This is a genomic window from Sporosarcina sp. YIM B06819, from assembly GCF_033485175.1.
In the GTDB taxonomy this organism is placed as follows: Bacteria; Bacillota; Bacilli; order Bacillales_A; family Planococcaceae; genus Sporosarcina.
Genome location: NZ_JAWLIQ010000011.1, coordinates 140,869 through 159,097, shown reverse-complemented (window position 1 = coordinate 159,097; position 18,229 = coordinate 140,869). Strand labels below are relative to the sequence as shown.

Below are 18,229 nucleotides of genomic sequence, written 5' to 3'. Positions count from 1 at the left end.
ACCAGTTGAAATCATCCAGCTGTTTTAATTTAGTGATTTCTTTCCTCAAGTCATTGTCAGATATGAATTTGTTAACCTGTTTGTAGTTTTCCTGTTGACGTGCGAGCGTCCAATTATAGACCCATCTTGCGGTACCAACCGACTTCCACATTTTTAATTCTTGCGCTTTTGTAGGTTTCAACCTGACCTTCTTCCCTAGAATCATCAAAATCACCTCCGTACAAATCCTTTACCCTTTGCACGGAAAAATATGCGTACTATCAATAGTCTTTCAACTATTTTTATAGTTTTTTATATGCTATCCAAATTCCCCCTTTCTAATGTAGCTATATTGTATCCGGTGTAGGTGGGATTATACGTTGGGGATGAATATAGGTACTTAAGTTGAAATAGAGAAATCCTTTGGCTTATAGCGCGTTGTAATAGGATTTTTGCTGAATAAGGACCAAATAAGGTACATTTAGCGTACCTTATTTGGTCCTTATTTTTTAGATGAATAAAAAGTGACACCAAGTACATGACCATCCGAGTGCCTGTTACCGCTACGCTATGAAGCCAACCCCATAATTGTTCTTATTGAATCCATGAGAAAAAGCTACGGTGACAGACACTCGCGAGTTTTACACACCAACAGGTTTAGAAAATCGGTTGTAGGGGATCGGATATATAACAGAGAAAGGAGTGTCTAATTTGAAACTGATGATCCAGTATAGAATTCAAGAAACACAAGTTCAAGTGATTCAAGATGATGGAGAAATCGTCATTATGAATGGGATTTTAATAGAAGGGGATCAGCTTTGTACAATTTATGATTTAGATGACAAGTCGTTTTCATTCGCTTGTGCCCTGATTGAGGATTTGGATCAGATGCTGTCATTCCAAGGTCTGTCGATGCGAGTAGAAGAACCGTCTGATGAAAAAATGCTTTACGTCTGCAATGAGTGCCACGAAATGCACGAAGATAAAACATACGTATGCCAAGTTTGTGATTCTGAAAGCATGCGGATTGTTCCTCAATCACAACTAATCAATTGAGTGGGAGGGAAGGACAGTGAATTTCAAAAGTACATCAGTTAAAGTGGTAGATGGGAATGGAACGATTGTGATTCAGGATGGGATATTGATAGAAAGCAAAGAAATCTGCGCAATTTATGATGTGAATGAAGGTTGTTTCAGGTTTTCATGTGCAACACTTTTGGAATTGAGAACCATGCTTATTGCTCAAGATTTCCGCATGAAAGATCCAGACGAAGAGGAGCGTTTATGCTCGGAATGCGGAGTGCCGATGCAAGAAGGATTTTACTTTGAATCGGATGCAACGCAGTATTGTAGTGTGGAGTGTCTGACGCAAGTGATTTCGTGGGAGGAGTATTTGGTGATCCATGATAATGGGAATGGTGATGCTTATTGGACGGATTGGTATGATTGTTGAAAATTGGCGGTAGATGTTGGATAATGTTTGTATACAGATAATTCGGAAAGAAATTTGATGTGAATAGAAAGAAAAGGTGAGAATTATTAAGAAAACAGTACATGTTGTAGGTGCAATTATTGAAAATGATAATAAAGAAATTCTTTGTGCACTACGAGGACCAGAAATGACATTACCAAACTACTGGGAGTTCCCAGGGGGCAAAATTGAGCAAGGTGAATCAAAGGAAGAGGCGCTAAAGCGGGAAATTCAAGAAGAGTTGGGCTGCACGATCGAAGTTTTTGATCATGTGGAAGATACGACATATGAATATGAAAAAGTCATTGTGAGATTAGAGACGTTTATGGCTAAGGTTGTTTCAGGAATACCAGAAGTCTCTGAACACGCGGAACTAAAGTGGATGACTAGACAAGAGTTACCATCACTTAACTGGGCGCCTGCAGATGTTCCTGCTATTGAAAAGTTATCGAATACAATCCTGAATAAATAATACAGAGAAATGATGTGATGTATATATGGAAAGCTTTATTCGTAATTTAACAACATCATTACATGAAGGATTTATCGATAAAAATCAAAGCAATTCTGGAAGCTTTAAACCGGAGCTACTCATCAATAATGAAAAGAAAAATAGTCATGTATTAAATACTTTACAGGAGGAACTTGCAAGTAGCGAGGACTTCCTTTTTTCAGTTGCATTCATAACCGAAAGTGGATTAGCTACGTTAAAGTCCTTATTTTTGGACCTTAAAGAAAAAGGCGTTGCGGGACGTATACTAACTTCAACTTATCTATATTTTAATCAACCAAAAGTGTTTAAAGAACTTATGAAATTAACAAACATAGAAGTACGATTAACCAATTTAAAAGGCTTCCATTCTAAGGGCTACATATTCAAACAAAAAACACATTACTCGTTGATTGTAGGAAGCTCCAATTTAACTGCACATGCATTGAAAGTGAATTACGAGTGGAATGTGAAATTGACTTCCCATGAAGATGGCGACATTGTTCATCACTTTAAAAATCAGTTTGAAGACGTATGGTCCAACTCAGAATTACTCACTGAAAAATGGATAGAAAACTATGAAATAGAGTACGAGAAAAATGCGGACAAAAGGATAGCTGAGCAAGTTGTTGAGATACCTGGGAAGTATACGACTAATGCAATCGAAGAGTCTTTAAAAATAGTCCCCAACAATATGCAACAAGCCGCATTGCTACAAATTCAAGCGGTTCGTGATGAAGGAAAAGATAAGGGACTCGTTATTTCTGCAACGGGTACTGGGAAAACCTATTTATCTGCATTTGATGTGAGAAATTTTGCGCCTAAACGCATGTTGTTTATTGTTCATCGGGAGCAGATTTTAAACAAGGCAAAGGATGACTTTCAAAGGATTCTTGGCGGCATCAGTGAAGACTTTGGGATGTATGTTGGGACAAGTAAGCAGGTAGATAAGAAATATCTATTTGCTAGTATTCAAACCTTGTCAAAACAAGAGAACCTAAGCCAATTCGATCCGGCAGATTTTGATTATATATTGATAGATGAAGTACATAAGGCTGGTGCAGCTTCTTATTTAAAAGTAATTGACTACTTCAAGCCGAAGTTTTTAATGGGCATGACAGCTACGCCAGAACGAACAGATGACTTTAATATTTATGAGCTGTTCGATTACAACATCGCGTATGAAATCCGTTTACAAGAAGCACTTGAAGAGGATATGCTTTGCCCATTTCATTACTTTGGCGTGACGGATTTTGAACGTGACGGAGAGGAAATTGACGATGCAACGCTTTTATCGAGGCTTGTGACGGAAGAACGGGTCAATCATGTAATTGAAAAGGTAGGTTACTATGGTTTTTCAGGTGAGAGTGTAAAGGGGCTTATGTTCTGTAGTCGAAAAGATGAAGCAGTAGAGTTATCCAATGCGTTAAATGTACGAGGATTGCGAACGGTTGCTTTGCTAGGCGACCACTCCCCAGAGGAGCGCGAGCGTCAAATAAATCTCTTGGAAAATGGCTTCCTTGATTACATTTTAACTGTGGATATTTTTAATGAAGGAATCGATATTCCTTGTATCAATCAAGTCGTCATGTTGAGACAAACGCAGTCGAGCATTATCTTTATTCAACAGCTTGGAAGAGGTCTGCGGAAGCATAATTCGAAAAGCTATGTCACGATCATTGATTTTATCGGCAACTATAAAAACAACTATCTTATTCCCGTGGCTTTGTCAGGTGACCGATCCCTAAATAAAGATAATATACGCCGACACACGAAAGATACGAGTTATATAAAGGGTGTTTCAACGATTAACTTCGAAGAAATTGCGAAGAAAAAAATCTTCAGCTCCATAAATCAAAGCAATCTAACAGCATTAAAGATTTTGAGAGACGCGTATACTGATTTGAAAAATAAAATCGGTAGAGTTCCATATTTATATGACTTTGTCATAAATCACTCCATTGATCCGACCGTTATTGTAGATAAGTATGTGAACTACTATCGTTTTTTATTGAAAATGAACGAAGAAGTTCCCGCATTAAGCGTTTATGAAGATAAAGTATTAACAATGCTTTCCGCGGAAGTGTTAAATGGTAAAAGACAGCATGAAATCATTTTGATTGAGATGTTACTGAAACAAAATGAAGTTTCTCACGCCGCTTATTTGGAGCAGCTAACAGCCAATGATTGTCGTACAGATGAAGGCACGCTTCAATCAGTAAATCGCATCCTGGATCTTTCATTTTTTACGCAGGCCAATAAAAGTAAGTACGGAGAAAAGCCAATTGTGGAACTGAATGAGGATGGAAGCTATCAGCACAATACATCCATACAGGAAAGCTTATCGAAGAATCCATATTTCACAAAACTAATTAAAGATGTCATCGACAGTGCCAAAGAGAAAGCAAAAAAATATCAATGTGATCAGCCGCTTACACTGTACGAAAAGTATTCAAGAAAAGATGCATGTAAATTGTTGAATTGGGGCAGTGACGAAAGCTCGACGATGTACGGGTACAAGCCAAAGCACGGCACATGTCCAATCTTCGTGACCTACCATAAAAATGATGAAGTCGAATCGAGTGTCGACTATGGTGATGAGTTCTTAAGCCCAGGAATTTTTAAATGGTATACAAGAAGTAACAGAACGCTACAATCTCAGGAAGTTCAAAAAGTTATTCAATCCGTTGAAAATAACATGGATATTCATATCTTTGTAAAGAAAGATGACGATGAAGGAACTGATTTTTATTATCTGGGGAGAGGGGTTCCGGACAAGTCTAGCGTTGAAGAAGATCGAATGATTGATAAGAATGGGAAGGAACTTCCGGTCGTGCATATGAACATGGTGATGGAGCAGGCTGTGGAGGGGAAGTTGTATCATTATTTGATGGAGGAATGAGGAGGCTAGCTTTATTTTTGATAAGGAGAACCGTATCATAAGTAAGTGCGGTTTTAAAAAATAACCGCCAAGAACGTTGAAGCAATAACGACTTGGTGTTTTTTTGCTGTTTTTTAATAAAACTAGCATCAATACAAAGAATCTACAACAGGTACATTCCAATTAATTATTTGAAGATGGGTTGTGTCATAAACTAATATTCATAAAATACTTGATGCATATGTTATATTAAAGTAACGAGAAATTTCATGTACAAAGTAGTATCTGTAATTAAATAGCTTACAATTTATTAGGCCTAATTAACCGATATTTTAAATATACTTGAGCGGAGGAGCATCAATGACAAACTGGACATATTTTGCGCTTGGTTTTATAACGGGAATCATTATTTTCTTTACCTGTATGAAATGTATAAAGGCAAAAAAGACAACGAATTTTAAAGATAATGATAGTATTTTGAAATTAGTAGAGATGTCTAAGGATATTATTTATTATTATGAATTAAAGCCAGAATATAAGCATTGCTACACTACACCTTCAGTAGATTATTTTTTAGGTGAGGGGACGCTAGATATGTTAAACAGTGACCCAAATATGCCATTTAAAATGGTTCATCCAGATGATCTAGATATTATGAATCGAAAAGTAATGGACGGGGCAGATTATAGTAAAGGAATTATTCAACGCCTTCGTGGTACGAACGGGATTTATAAGTGGTTTGAAGAATTTACGACGCCAATCTATAAAAATGGAGAATTAGTTGCGATACAAGGCGTGATGCGTAATATTGATGAAAAGGTAAAGTTAGAGCAGGATTTGAAATATCAAATTACGCACGACTCTTTAACAAACCTTTACAATCGCGGTTATTATGAAGAGAAGATGAATAAGTATAACAAAGAAGTTAATACATCAATTAGCATTATGTTATGTGATTTAGACGAATTAAAATATATTAATGATAATTTTGGCCATAAGCAAGGAGATGAATTAATTTGTGCAATAGCGGAAATTTTAGTGAATTATTTTCCGCAAGAAGCAGTTGTAGCACGAATTGGCGGTGATGAGTTTGTGATTATTCAAGCGGGAATTACCGATGCTCAAATATGTACAAATTATGAGGGGCTAAAGTCAGCGATTGACATATATAGTATAAATCATGAGATGCGAATCAACATTTCAATTGGTTATGCTTTTAGTGAGCAATCTATCAACAAAATGGAACAATTATTTGTTGAAGCAGATCAAAAAATGTACGAACAAAAAAGGGCAAAAAAACAAACAGTTATACGAAGTTAATTTTAAAATATCATCATTTTTCGCTAAATGCACTTTCTCGTTCTTAAATTGTATCAATGATCCCTGCACGCTATTAATTTAATGCTACTATAGGCATGCATTTTTTGTTGTCCCTTTTGCAAAAGAACCAAATAGCATAATAAAATTAGGAGTAAGCCATTGTTTAAAGTCTCAATGAGTTGCTTTTGAAGTTGCTCACTTAGCATGCCTATCACCGGCTTTTTTATTTTATAAACGTAGATGAAAAAACCGCACTTACAATAGTTACGGTGAACCGTACCCTAAATAGAGGCAAAAAAGTTGTGAATTAGGTGTTAGTTCTTTATCAGAAGTGGGTATTGAAAATATGTGTTCATTATCCGTGTCACGATATACAAGTGGATAAGTGTAAAGTTTGATTGGATGAAGAGAAATATGAGGACCCAAAGGGAATATCCATGGGTCAATGAAACCTAAAGGTGAACTTCGTGACTACATCATGTCATTCTTTGAACACGACATGATGAAAGGATTCTATCCAGAAGAAGTTAGAAAGGAAAAGGCTAACAAAAGTTAAAGATAATTTCCTCTGATTTTGTTAGCTTGATGGCTATGGAACTTGTACCTACGTATTATGACTTTCTTTTAGAATAAAAGAATAAACTTAGTAAAAGTACTGTTTGTCCAAGAAAAGCTATTGCATCCCAAAAAGCAAATGGAGTCGTAGACCAAAGTAAATTAGAAAAAACTTGTGAATAAGCATAATAAGCCTGTGGTAGAAAGTAAAAGGCAATTAGACTAAGCGTTAACAAAATCCCAGCAATATAAAATACGCTATACATACGAACAATTCTTTGCTCTCCATCGAACATATCTGAATCACTAGAATCACTTTTTACAAATGGCAACCATCTGCTTAAAAACTGCTTTCCACTTTCCATTAAGTTATAGCATCCTGTTATATTTTCAACGAAATAATAGACATCTGTTTTCATGTAAAAACAGCATTGGTACAAGGTTTTTATGAAAATATCAAAAACGATTATACCTAAAATACCTATAAAAATAGCATTCGCTTCTGGAAAGAGGAGCTGTATCGATAATGCGCTTAAAACAAAAATTTGTTCAAAAGACATTCCGGCAAAATATAGGATATTTCTTTGCCTCGGCGCAAGTTTCCATGCTGAAGTTAGGTCTGTTTCAAAAACGACAAATATTAGCCTGTTCCCAATACCTAATTTAGTTGGTAAATCATAGGATCGGATAGCAAGGATATGCCCGAATTCATGAATGATGATTAATACAAGGGATATTAGCATGTAGGTGATGATATTGAGCATCATCGAATCAAATAAAAATATATCTTGATAATGAGGGAATAATCCAGGGTTCCACACCATAAGTGCAACATTGATCAATAAAAAAATGAGATAAATCTTATTCGTGATTCCATTGAAAAAGAAACGTCCAACAGAAGAGGGGATCCATGTAAATCCACCTGTAGCTGGAGTTTCTTTTTTTTGAGTCATTTTTTCTCCATCTAGCTTTTGAACAAGCCCTAATTCGATAAGCTGTTCACCAAATTCAATCATATCTACTTTTTCATTCGGATATTTTCCCTGCAACTCTCTTTCGACGTCACCCAATGTTTGACCTTCAATTATCCTTTCTATCGCATCGATACAAATCATTGGCATTTCAAAAAAATCACCAGAAACAGGTTCTTCCACGATATAATTTTTTTTATCTTTTTGAATCGATAAAGGATATAGAGTGATTCGAGATTGTAACGTTAATACCAAACTTAGCACCACCGCTCTTTAAAAATTAAAATAGGATGCTAATAGATTAGCATCCTATTTGTCGTGTTACTTAGCCTTTTGGAAACATAAAACACCACCAGCATGTTACTTTAACTTTCTTAAGTTTACGGATTTTCATGTTTGCTCCCCTCCTTTCGTTAATAATCTTTATTATATTGTTTAGAGATTGTAATCCAATCCGGATACACTTGTTTAAAAACTTTCACCAATGCAGGATCGAATTGGGAACCTTGTCCATCTAGTATTCGTTTATAAGCTTCTTCAAAAGGAAGCGCTGGTCGATAAGACCTTGTGGAAGTCATCGCATCAAAAGCATCTGCAATCGCTGTGATTCTAGCAACAAGGGGTGTTTCTTCTCCCACAAGCCCATCTGGATAGCCCTTGCCATCCCATCTTTCATGGTGATGATAAACGACAGCAATATTATCAGCAATTCCTTCTACATCTTCAATTGCCTTAGCGCCTACAACTGGGTGGGTTTTAACAATTTCATATTCTTCATCTGTTAGTTTACCAGACTTTGTTAATATAGTGTCAGGAATATTCACTTTTCCTATGTCATGTAATAGACATGCATAATAAAAATGATCTAATTCAGATTCTTTCAATTTTCCTGTTGCTTTTGCAAGATTTTTCGCATATTCGGCTACTCGTTCACTATGACCGCGCGTATAAGGGTCTTTTAATTCTAATGTCGCAATAACTCCTTTAACAATTCCTTCTAATTGTTTACTATAGGAATTTTTTAGTGCCTTAACATAGATTAATATGCGATGAAGAAGGATATAGGCAATTAAAGCTAATACGATGTTGATAATAACAGGAAATAATATGATAGGGTCTTGTATGAATAGTCCTACCAATATGTATTTTAGGATTAATCCCCATGTAACTAGATGAAAAAATCGTTTATTAATAAAAATAGGTGAAAACAGTATAATAACTACCTCTACTAGGTTACCGCTAGAATAGGAATCTACGCTGCCAAAATAATAATAAATATCCGTTACTAGGTTAGTAACTAAAAAAGTAATGACGATAATATATTTTACCTTTTCAGGTTTTTCTTTTTTAAATAAAAAGAGGGAGACAGGGATCAGACAGATGATGATAAAATGTTTAATGAAACTTAGAATATACCATACCGCATCTGGCGCAGTATCCGCTAGCCATGGTAATAAAGGAAATAGATTATAATAAACAATATCATATAAAAAAAATACAATATAAAATAACCACATAAATAAAATGGTAGCTCTTTTTTCTTCTTGTAATAACGATGTATTCTTCATTTTTCAACCCCACTAAGGGTAAATGGCTTGTCTGGAAGAATCTCTGCTATAGGATGGTGTAGTTCTTCTAAATGTCTCATGATAAACTAACTTCCTTCTTAATAGATTTTACTTTATACATTCTTTTATCGGCAATTGATAATAAATCTGAAATGTTTTGACCATCTTCTGGATAGATGGAATGGCCGATGGATAATGATATATCTGTTTTCATAGATTCTCTGCAATTGTTCAATTCAGTTTTAATTGTTTCGTTGATTTGGTTGGTTAGATTTTGAGCAGACGTATAATCAATATCAATGAATAATAAAAGAAACTCATCTCCGCCCCACCTTACTAGGATATCCTCTTTACGAATGGTTCCAACAATTAAACTGCATATTTCCTTTAATATAAAATCACCATAGCTATGGCCGTAGGTATCATTGATCAATTTGAAATTATCGATATCAATATTTAAAATCCCTATTCTTTCATTTCGACGCTTAGCTCGATTAAAACTCTTCTTAAATTGAATATCGGCATATCTACGATTATACACACCAGTTAAGGGATCTTGATAGGATAGGTACCTATACTTGTCATACCAACCTCCTATAAACCATGAAAAACTTACATGTATTAATGTAAAAATAGTAAATGGGATGACTTCCATATTCCCGACTATTAAATATATCCATGCACTAGCCAATGATAGTGATAATAAAATAAATCTTCCCAGATACTTCATATGGTTCTCCTTTGGCCGATAAAATAGTTCATGTCCCATGACAAAAGTTGGTCTATGTTCCTGATATAGTATACTTATTTTCGGTTGTTTAGGCAATGGGGGGTGATTTGGTGATTGGTTGTGGTGAATCCGTTAATCGTGTTCGTTAATTCGGTACACCCAAAATAATTCAACATATCACCCTATATCTCTCACACTCCTGTTAACACGTTTAATCGAACTAAAATTGATCGCCTATTAGGTCACATACTTTGTAAAACATCAGTTAACCAAAGGGCACAAACAATAGTATAGATGGCTTTAATTGAAAAAGATAAATACAATACTAAAATGAAAACCGCTAGGATTGATACTAACCCGTTCAGTTGAGTGGTACAAAACTTTAAATAACACCGCATTAAAGTACAAATTGGTATTGCTTTTTTTATATATTTATCGAAAGATGGGAGGAAATTTAAATGAAAAAATGTATTCTGCTAATGCTATTTAGTTTTACCTTAATCTTATCTGCTTGTTCCCAAAGTGAAGAAGATACACAGGAATATTCAGGGATTATTGGTGATGGGAAGACTTTGGGTTATGAGTACACCGTAACAAAAGAACAAAATAAATTTTCTTGGGAGGTTGGCTACAAAGGAGATATATCTATTATCGAACAGAGAGCCGCCAATGAAGATGATTTAGTAAATTATATGAATGCTGTAAATGATAGTAAATTGGTATTAGTAAAACTAATTTTATCGGTATCATACTTTTTACTTGTTATTATAACAACGCTTATCCTTTATAAGAAAAATAGAAAAATGCTTAAAGACGGCGGTGTAACTATAACTATATTAGCTGGTATTGCATTATATATTGCCTTCAAAGCGTCATTTGATTTAAGTAGCTCATTACAAGATGCCAAATACTACTATTTGATACTAACTTAACCCGGGATGCCAGGCTCAGCCACAATTCGCGAAAGGACGCGAATGAATATCTATGCTAGGTCTCCTGGGATACCACACTACAAGTGAGTGAAATTTTCTATTCAAAAAGCAATCCCTACAACAAACGACAGCTCAGGGCATTAATCATTCAAAAATTAATCCAACCACAAATCAAACAAGGTGCCTGATTCTCGACAACTACACACAGTTGGGAGCCAAGCACCTTATTTGATTTCACATAACCCCCAATCCATATAGACGACCCTGCCCATTATTGGTAGTATGAGACAAGCAACACTACTTTCAAATAATGCTGAATAATGCAGATACGGAGAATAGAATGAAGAAATTTATATGGATTGCTTCCTTAATTTATTGTTTAAACGGCTTTGGCCATATTATCATCGGAACCGTTTTAGAACCTATGGTGGATTCGTATGGAATTCATTACAAGGATGGCGGGCAGTTGATTATGAATCAATTTTTAGGTTTTTTAGGTGGGGTTATGTTTGCGCCGCTTATCGTCAATAGGGTTGGTCGGAGAATGACTATTTTTCTTGCCTTACTCATGTTTGCTCTTTCCCAGTTTGTGTTTAGCATCTTACCTAATTGGAATGTGATGTTAGCGATCGCGCCATTTGGTGGGGCGGGAATAGGGATTGCCGAGACAATTGTTGCATCTCTTATTATTGGCCATTTGAAGGAAAAGAAAGCTTCGACACTTGTCATCGTTGAAGTGTTTTTTGGAGTAGGCGCATTAGTGATTCCAGTCGTCTCTGCTTTTTTGATACTAACGGGTGTATGGAATTTCTCGTTTACATTTGTAGCCGTGTTTACAACGGTCATTATGTTGCTCTGGTTATTTCTTTCGTTTGGAGAATTGGATCCGGTTTTAAAAAGACAGTCGAAGCCTTTAACTGAGGATGGGAATAAACCTGCGAGAAAGCGTTACTCTACAAGGCAATTGCCGATTATTGCGACGGGTGCGTTGTTTTTCTTTATGTATGTGGGAACTGAAATGGTGTTGCCGAACTACTTGCCGACCATCATGAGCAAAACAACGAGTTTAGATGCTTCCACGCTGGCTTTAAGCATTACAGTCTTTTGGGCAGCGATGACACTTGGACGTATCAGTATGACGGGTATCATCGATAGAATAGGGTATAGCAAACTCTTTGTTATTTGCTGTATCGGCCAGTTTATCACCCTATTGATGTTTGCTTATTCAACCTCTGCTATGTTTAGTTTTATCTCCATATTTTTAACGGGTTTATTAATGGGGGGAGTTTTCTCAATTGGCCTCTTGATTGTCAATGAAACGTCTAAAGGATTGGAGGAATGGACGACGAGCATACTGATGGCGATGGGGGGATTAGGTGGCGCATTCTTGCCAAGAATTGCTGGCGAACTGATAGATCGCTATCCAATCAGCGTTACGCTATGGTCACTTGTATTATGTGCTTTTATTCTTGGGTGTTTAATGGCCGTTATTTTTTACTTTAGAAAAAAGGCAATGGATGTAAAGGGATTGCAACCGGAAAAAGCGAATAGTGTTGTATAAACTACGGTGAAGCATGGATATACATCCCTGGGATGCCAGGCACCCTGAGAAATACACGACAGCTCGGAACGTTCATTATTCGAAATGGATTGTAGTTCTACCATGATCAAAAAAATTGCTATAATAAGAAGGCGTCAAATGCAGAACGAAAGCTTTGACGCTCTTTTGACGTTCAAAACGTGAATGTTAGATTCGATAGGATAGATTATGCTAGTCGGGGAGCTGAAATAGTGATGAACAAGAAGGACATTGCGGCGATTCGCAAGCAATTTAAGTTGGATACAGATTTACTGACAATCACTGATATTTACAAAGTGTATATTAGGCAGGAGAGCAGTGAGTTCTATCATGAGGAAAGTCAGCCATTTTCCCTATTGGACAGGGAGCAACAGGAGTTGTTTCTGACCAACTTTAAAAAAGTGTTAGGTGGAAAACTGGGTTTAAAACTATTTGAGGTGAAGTTTCGACAACAAGAGCAGGAGCAAGCGGATCATACGCAACAGCTTTTATTTGAGGGTCTCCACACGAATGAAGTAGGAGATTGGAAAGAGAATATGCAAAGCATCGCAGAAAAGATGGTGCAAGATGTTCAATATGAAAAGGACGTCGTTGTGACTTTTATTCGCGGTACTTATTTTAAACCGACGAAAAGGAATCACGAGGAAGAGGAAGTCGCCAAGCGGGATGAAGTGTACAAGACACCGTTCATTCTATGCAGCATGAATCAGACTGAACTGCCGAAACGGTCACTTGTATTTGATTTCAATGAGAAGGAATTTAAGTCGCGTGACATGCTTGATCCAATCATTAATTTAACGTCTCCAATGGGTGGGTTTTTGTTCCCTGTCTTCACGGATAATGCGGCAGACGTCAATCACGTCTTGTATGCTGCAGGTAAAGCGAATAAGCCAAATTACCAGTTTATCGAGAATGTACTGGACGGTGAAGAGGTAATGACTGCTGAGGATGATAAAGCCGTCTTTGAAGAAATCATAAAAGAAGTGGTTGGGAATGAGGTGGATACAAGAACTCTTGCCAATGTCTATGATGAAATCAACAGTATGTTGGTTGTGGAAGACGAGGGAGAAGAGGAGTACCTTCCTACGTTGGATACGAAAGAAGTGGAACGTGTGCTGAAGGCGAGTGGCGTAAAAGATGTGAGCACGGAAAAAGTGGAGAGGGCATTTCAGAAAGTAATCGATGATAAAACATATGAAATGCAGGCAAGCCATATCGTTCCAAGTTACACATCCAAGTCCATCAAGATTGAAACGAAAGTGGCGAATATCTCTATCAGCCCGCAAGACTTGCGATATGTGAGGCAAGTCACTGTCAATGGGAAACGTTGCATATTGATTGAGGTGGAAGAAGACACAATGATTGAAGGGTTCACGCTGCTTCCAGAAGAATTGATAGAGTAATTGCAACTCAAGCATCTCTTTATGATTTATGTAGTTGAAAAGATGTAACAGAGATATCTGAAGAGGTCTTTACAATACAAGCCAATTGGCTATTGATTATAAACCTTATATGCAATTGAAATTCGTTGAGCCAACGCCTTCACTGGATTTTCTCTTTGAAAAAATAGTAAGTGATGCTCAGTATTAATGGAAAACCCATTCGATTGAAGAATGGGTTTTTGATTATGGGAAGCATATAATTTGAGTTTTAACAGCAAGGATACTGAATTAGTTAATAGATAATATAAAATTTTGAATGTTAAATTTGGGGATAATTAATTATTATTAAATTGAAATGACCTCAACCGCGCATACTTTCAGGATATTTTACAATACTAAGCTTTCCGTAACTTATCTTATTTGCAGGAAGGGAAGAGGTATAAATGGCTAAGAATTCAGACATCAGTTGGAAGAAGGATAATCCAAGCACTTTTTTTAGCAACTCAGTTCAAAAGGCAGATCGTGCGGTGAAGCAAGCAATGTCACATCCGGAAGAGATAGCAGTGGAGCATGCCTTCAATTCAATATCACGTGCAGAAAAGGCATTTTCAAATGTAGAACAACAAAATGAGCAACCGAATTCAGTCCAGCAAAACAAAGAGCAGTTAGACTTGATCAAGCAGCAATTGAATGATGTCCAGGGGATTGTGGAAGAGCAGTAATATGTGACAATAACCTCCGCAGCTTTTGTAAAGCTTATGGAGGTTATTTCATTACCCGATACATCAGTAATAGACAAAAGCACATCAAGGGCAAAAAAGATGTGCTTTTTGAATATGGACTACATAGTCAATCGCCTTTCCTCACTACAAAACTCAAATGCCTCCCACACTTCCTATCCTCCCGATAAGAAAAGCCAGCCGATTCTACATACGTACAAGTCCGATCCATCACAATCTGCTCAGCCGGAATCCCAGCCAATTCACATTGCCTTTTCACGGTTAGCTGATTATCAATGTGATACTTGCGAGTCAGGTTATTGTGATACATAAATTCATCCGCATAGCCAAGATTTTTGAATTTCGCATAGACATCCTCGTCGACTTCAAATTTCTCTTGGCTAAGTGCCGCACCAATTTGAACGTGGAAATCACTTGGATTACACTGTTCAACTTGTGCTAAATGCTCAAAAAGCTTCAGGGTAATCTCTTTCACCGTACCTTGCCATCCGGAATGGATCACGCCAATGAGACCCTTCACTTCATTGTAAAAAATTACTGGAACACAATCGGCGGTGAAGCTACACAGTACGATATTTGGCTCGTACGTATAGAGGGCATCTGTATCCGCAATGGCGGTTTCCATTTGCGTGGCACCACGTCCTTTGTCCTCCAGTGTTACGCGATGGAAGTTTGCGCTATGGGTTTGATTGGCGCAGACGAAATCACTTAGCTCGCATTGCAAGGATGTAGCTAGTTTTTTACGATTTTCCACAATGTAATCAGGGTTTGTACAGGCATGAAGGGCCATGTTGTTATGTTCGAATTCTGCTTCGTCTTTCATGGTTATTCCTGCTATGAATTTGTCGTTGTGTACGTATAGGTTTGTTGTCATAGTATTATCATCACTCCTAATCGATTTACTGGTTGCACTGAAAAATTGCTAGTAGTTGTTCAGCTATATAGTCGGATGTCCGGTCTTCTTATGTAAACATATCGTACCTTATCAATTAATTCGAGTAATTCATTGTAAATAATAAACTCAGTCCGAAAAATTTAAATTATTGTGTATTGATAGTTTATAATAGTGTGATAAGAGGATGGGGGTATCATTGGCTACCTTTTCTCTTTTATAAAGGAGTGGAATGAATGTCAACAATTTTAATAAAAAGGGTGAAAATTGAAACTGGATTTACATACGTTGGTAATAGGGTTTCAGGAACAACGACTGCTGAAGTCGATATTTTGGTGAAAGACGGCAAGATAGAAGAGATAGGCACTGATTTGACGAACCATGCAGATGAAATCATAGATGGCAATGGTGATTTGCTCATGCCGACTTTTCGGGAGATGCATATTCATGTTGATAAGACTTACTTTGGAGGTCCTTGGAAAGCGACTGTGCCTGCAACCAAAGGGATTGTATCACGCATTGAAGAGGAAGAACTATTATTGCCGAAGCAATTGCCGGTTGCCTTGGAGCGAGCAGAGAATATGATTGGCTGGTTATTGTCACAAGGGCACACGCATATTCGGACGCATTGTAATGTAGATCCGCATATTGGAACTAAGCATATTGAATTAACAGTAGAAGCGTTCAAGAAGTTTGAAGGGAAGCTTACTTATGATGTGGTTGCGTTTCCGCAGCATGGTTTGTTGAGATCGAAGGTGGAGCCTTTGATGCGAGAGGCGATGCGTAAGGGGGCGACACTTGTTGGTGGTGTTGACCCCGCAACGCTCGATCGTCATATTGAACGTTCGCTGCATGCTACGATGGACATCGCGGTGGAGGCGAATGCTGGTTTGGATTTGCATATTCACGATGGTGGATCACTCGGAGCTTTTGAATTTAAAAAGTTTGCTGAACTCGTTACAGAGGCTGGGAAGATTGGACAAGCGACGATTAGTCACGCGATGGCTTTGGGAGATTTAAAGGGTGGTGAATTGGAGGAAACGGTGTCCATTCTTCGGACAGCACAGATGGATGTGACAACGACGATACCGATTGGCCGAACGACGATACCGATTCCCTATTTGTATGACAATGGTGTGAAGGTTTCGCTAGGGCATGACAGTTTGATAGATCACTGGTCGCCATTCGGCACAGGCGATACGATAGAAAAGCTGTGTATTCTGGCGGAGCGATTCCGATTTATGGATGAGTATGCATTAAATAGATCCTGGAAATATGCATCTGGTGGCATTACACCCTTAAATGATGAAGGGCAACAAGTTTGGCCGCGCAAAGGGGATGACGCTAATTTTCTGTTGTTGGATGCCGTCTGCTCCGCGCAAGTAGTAGCGAGGCGCCAACCGATTACGCGGGTCATTTATCAAGGGAAAGTAGTACAAGGAAAGGGGGTACAAGCATGAGTGAAATCATTTGGCTGACAAATGTAAAATTGGAAACTGGGGATAGACAAGTAGGCAATGGTGAATATGTAACGGAAACAGGTTGCTTCCATTTAAAAATAGAAGATGGACGGATTGCTGAGATTAAACAAGCTGGACAGACAAGTGAGTTGCTGGGGAAACAAGTGGATATGGCAGGGAAGCTAGCTGTCCCCGCGTTTAAGGAAATGCACAATCATTTGGATAAGACCTATATGACATTGGACTGGAAAGCTGTTACTCCGGTGTCTTCTTTAGTTGAGCGGTTACAAATGGAATCTGAAGAGTTAGTAGAGTTGGCTGTTTCTACTGAACAACGAGCAACTAAAATGATTGAAACCCTTTTGAACAAGGGAGCGACACATATTCGCACGCATGTGAACATCGACCCGTATATTGGTTTAAAAAACCTGGAAGGTGTTAAAGCCGCCTTGGAATCCTTTAAAGGAAAGGTTACACACGAAATTGTTGCTTTTCCACAGCATGGTTTGTTGAGAGATGACGTACCGAAATTGATGAGGGAAGCGATGCGGTCGGGTGCAACGATGGTTGGCGGCTTAGATCCGGCAGGTATTGACGGTTCCATTGAAAGATCATTGTATGAGGTGATGGCTATTGCAACAGAATCCGATAGCGCTATCGATATCCACCTTCATGATGGCGGCTCCGTAGGCTATTATACGGTAGACAAATGGATCGAAATTGTGGAGGACGCGGGGTATAAAGGACGGACAGCTCTGAGCCATGCATTCTGTTTGGGCGATGTATCCGCATCTCAGCAGCAGGTCATTGCACAACGCTTAGCTGACCAAGGGGTCGCGATTATGTCGACTGTGCCCATTAATCTAAATCGAACGCTACCACCGATTGAACTATTGGATCGCAATGGCGTCAATGTCCATTTTGGCTGTGATGGTTTTTATGATAGCTGGAGCCCATATGGAACGGGAGATGTATTAGAGAAAGTGACGCGTTACTGTGAAATGTACGGTAAAAAGGATGAACGTTCTCTACGCTATGCACTAAAATATGTGACGCAGGGGATCACTCCGTTAGACAACGGAGGCAACCAAGTATGGCCTCAGGTGAACGATAAAGCGGATTTTGTCTTTTTCGAAGCGGCTTCTACAGCTGAAGTAGTGGCGAGAAAGCCCAAAAATCGTTGGGTGATGGTGGCTGGGCAGCTGGTTAGCTCACCGGTCGAAAATTACAGTTAACAATTGCGAAATAGCCACCTTGCTTTGGTAGCAGGGCGGCTATT

16 protein-coding genes are annotated in these 18,229 nt (G+C 38.0%); 11 read left to right on the top strand and 5 right to left on the bottom strand.

The window, feature by feature from the left end:
* Nucleotides 1–205: helix-turn-helix domain-containing protein (locus R2B72_RS09465; protein WP_318616242.1), on the bottom strand; the 205-nt coding region annotated here is incomplete at its 3' end.
* Nucleotides 206–690: 485 nt separating this feature from the next.
* On the opposite strand from R2B72_RS09465, the gene R2B72_RS09460 reads away from it, so the two are divergent.
* The 5 genes from R2B72_RS09460 (at nt 691) to R2B72_RS09440 (ending at nt 6,141) form a co-directional block, all read left to right on the top strand.
* Nucleotides 691–1,035 carry a hypothetical protein gene (locus R2B72_RS09460; RefSeq protein WP_318616241.1) on the top strand — a complete coding sequence of 115 codons (345 nt, stop codon included), beginning with the start codon at nt 691–693 and terminating at the stop codon, nt 1,033–1,035.
* Between the two features lie 16 nt (nt 1,036–1,051).
* Nucleotides 1,052–1,432, top strand: coding sequence for a hypothetical protein (locus tag R2B72_RS09455; protein WP_318616240.1), 381 nt, complete (start codon nt 1,052–1,054; stop codon nt 1,430–1,432).
* Nucleotides 1,433–1,517: 85 nt separating this feature from the next.
* Entirely contained in the window at nt 1,518–1,922 is a 405-nt protein-coding gene (locus R2B72_RS09450) for a (deoxy)nucleoside triphosphate pyrophosphohydrolase (RefSeq protein WP_318616249.1), read from the top strand.
* Nucleotides 1,923–1,947: 25 nt separating this feature from the next.
* On the top strand, nt 1,948–4,842 hold the full coding sequence (locus tag R2B72_RS09445; RefSeq protein ID WP_318616239.1) for a DEAD/DEAH box helicase: 2,895 nt from the start codon (nt 1,948–1,950) through the stop codon (nt 4,840–4,842).
* 339 nt (nt 4,843–5,181) lie between these two features.
* Nucleotides 5,182–6,141 carry a sensor domain-containing diguanylate cyclase gene (locus R2B72_RS09440; protein WP_318616238.1) on the top strand — a complete coding sequence of 320 codons (960 nt, stop codon included), beginning with the start codon at nt 5,182–5,184 and terminating at the stop codon, nt 6,139–6,141.
* A 611-nt stretch (nt 6,142–6,752) separates the two neighbouring features.
* On the opposite strand, the gene R2B72_RS09435 is transcribed toward R2B72_RS09440, so the two are convergent.
* The 3 genes from R2B72_RS09435 to R2B72_RS09425 all read right to left on the bottom strand — a co-directional run bounded on the left by R2B72_RS09435 (nt 6,753) and on the right by R2B72_RS09425 (nt 9,965).
* Entirely contained in the window at nt 6,753–7,922 is a 1,170-nt protein-coding gene (locus tag R2B72_RS09435) for a peptidase (RefSeq protein WP_318616237.1), read from the bottom strand.
* 158 nt (nt 7,923–8,080) lie between these two features.
* Nucleotides 8,081–9,235, bottom strand: a complete 1,155-nt coding sequence (locus R2B72_RS09430; RefSeq protein ID WP_318616236.1) for an HD-GYP domain-containing protein — start codon at nt 9,233–9,235, stop codon at nt 8,081–8,083.
* A 76-nt stretch (nt 9,236–9,311) separates the two neighbouring features.
* Nucleotides 9,312–9,965, bottom strand: coding sequence for a GGDEF domain-containing protein (locus R2B72_RS09425; protein WP_318616235.1), 654 nt, complete (start codon nt 9,963–9,965; stop codon nt 9,312–9,314).
* A gap of 458 nt (nt 9,966–10,423) precedes the next feature.
* Here R2B72_RS09425 and R2B72_RS09420 point away from each other — a divergent pair, with 458 nt between their 5' ends.
* The 4 genes from R2B72_RS09420 to R2B72_RS09405 all read left to right on the top strand — a co-directional run bounded on the left by R2B72_RS09420 (nt 10,424) and on the right by R2B72_RS09405 (nt 14,580).
* Nucleotides 10,424–10,897 carry a hypothetical protein gene (locus tag R2B72_RS09420; protein WP_318616233.1) on the top strand — a complete coding sequence of 158 codons (474 nt, stop codon included), beginning with the start codon at nt 10,424–10,426 and terminating at the stop codon, nt 10,895–10,897.
* Between the two features lie 340 nt (nt 10,898–11,237).
* Entirely contained in the window at nt 11,238–12,458 is a 1,221-nt protein-coding gene (locus R2B72_RS09415; RefSeq protein WP_318616232.1) for an MFS transporter, read from the top strand.
* 233 nt (nt 12,459–12,691) lie between these two features.
* A complete protein-coding gene (locus tag R2B72_RS09410) occupies nt 12,692–13,879 on the top strand; it encodes a DUF4317 domain-containing protein (protein ID WP_318616248.1) in 1,188 nt (395 codons plus the stop codon).
* 422 nt (nt 13,880–14,301) lie between these two features.
* On the top strand, nt 14,302–14,580 hold the full coding sequence (locus R2B72_RS09405; RefSeq protein WP_318616231.1) for a hypothetical protein: 279 nt from the start codon (nt 14,302–14,304) through the stop codon (nt 14,578–14,580).
* Between the two features lie 127 nt (nt 14,581–14,707).
* Here the strand turns inward: R2B72_RS09405 and pgeF are convergent, their stop codons facing one another.
* Nucleotides 14,708–15,472 carry a peptidoglycan editing factor PgeF gene (gene pgeF / locus R2B72_RS09400; protein ID WP_318616230.1) on the bottom strand — a complete coding sequence of 255 codons (765 nt, stop codon included), beginning with the start codon at nt 15,470–15,472 and terminating at the stop codon, nt 14,708–14,710.
* A 254-nt stretch (nt 15,473–15,726) separates the two neighbouring features.
* On the opposite strand from pgeF, the gene R2B72_RS09395 reads away from it, so the two are divergent.
* On the top strand, nt 15,727–16,950 hold the full coding sequence (locus R2B72_RS09395; RefSeq protein WP_318616229.1) for an amidohydrolase: 1,224 nt from the start codon (nt 15,727–15,729) through the stop codon (nt 16,948–16,950).
* Complete coding sequence (locus R2B72_RS09390) at nt 16,947–18,185, top strand: amidohydrolase (RefSeq protein WP_318616228.1); 1,239 nt, start codon at nt 16,947–16,949, stop codon at nt 18,183–18,185. Before R2B72_RS09395 ends, R2B72_RS09390 begins: the two co-directional genes overlap by 4 nt.
* Nucleotides 18,186–18,229 lie beyond the last annotated feature (44 nt).

Bases quoted from the DNA above. Each gene is read 5' to 3' on its own strand.
- R2B72_RS09430 (WP_318616236.1), bottom strand. From the start codon at position 9,235: ATGAAGAATACATCGTTATTACAAGAAGAAAAAAGAGCTACCATTTTA.
- R2B72_RS09405 (WP_318616231.1), top strand. From the start codon at position 14,302: ATGGCTAAGAATTCAGACATCAGTTGGAAGAAGGATAATCCAAGCACT.
- R2B72_RS09415 (WP_318616232.1), top strand. From the start codon at position 11,238: ATGAAGAAATTTATATGGATTGCTTCCTTAATTTATTGTTTAAACGGC.
- R2B72_RS09395 (WP_318616229.1), top strand. From the start codon at position 15,727: ATGTCAACAATTTTAATAAAAAGGGTGAAAATTGAAACTGGATTTACA.
- pgeF (WP_318616230.1), bottom strand. From the start codon at position 15,472: ATGACAACAAACCTATACGTACACAACGACAAATTCATAGCAGGAATA.
- R2B72_RS09440 (WP_318616238.1), top strand. From the start codon at position 5,182: ATGACAAACTGGACATATTTTGCGCTTGGTTTTATAACGGGAATCATT.
- R2B72_RS09390 (WP_318616228.1), top strand. From the start codon at position 16,947: ATGAGTGAAATCATTTGGCTGACAAATGTAAAATTGGAAACTGGGGAT.
- R2B72_RS09410 (WP_318616248.1), top strand. From the start codon at position 12,692: ATGAACAAGAAGGACATTGCGGCGATTCGCAAGCAATTTAAGTTGGAT.
- R2B72_RS09425 (WP_318616235.1), bottom strand. From the start codon at position 9,965: ATGAAGTATCTGGGAAGATTTATTTTATTATCACTATCATTGGCTAGT.
- R2B72_RS09420 (WP_318616233.1), top strand. From the start codon at position 10,424: ATGAAAAAATGTATTCTGCTAATGCTATTTAGTTTTACCTTAATCTTA.
- R2B72_RS09445 (WP_318616239.1), top strand. From the start codon at position 1,948: ATGGAAAGCTTTATTCGTAATTTAACAACATCATTACATGAAGGATTT.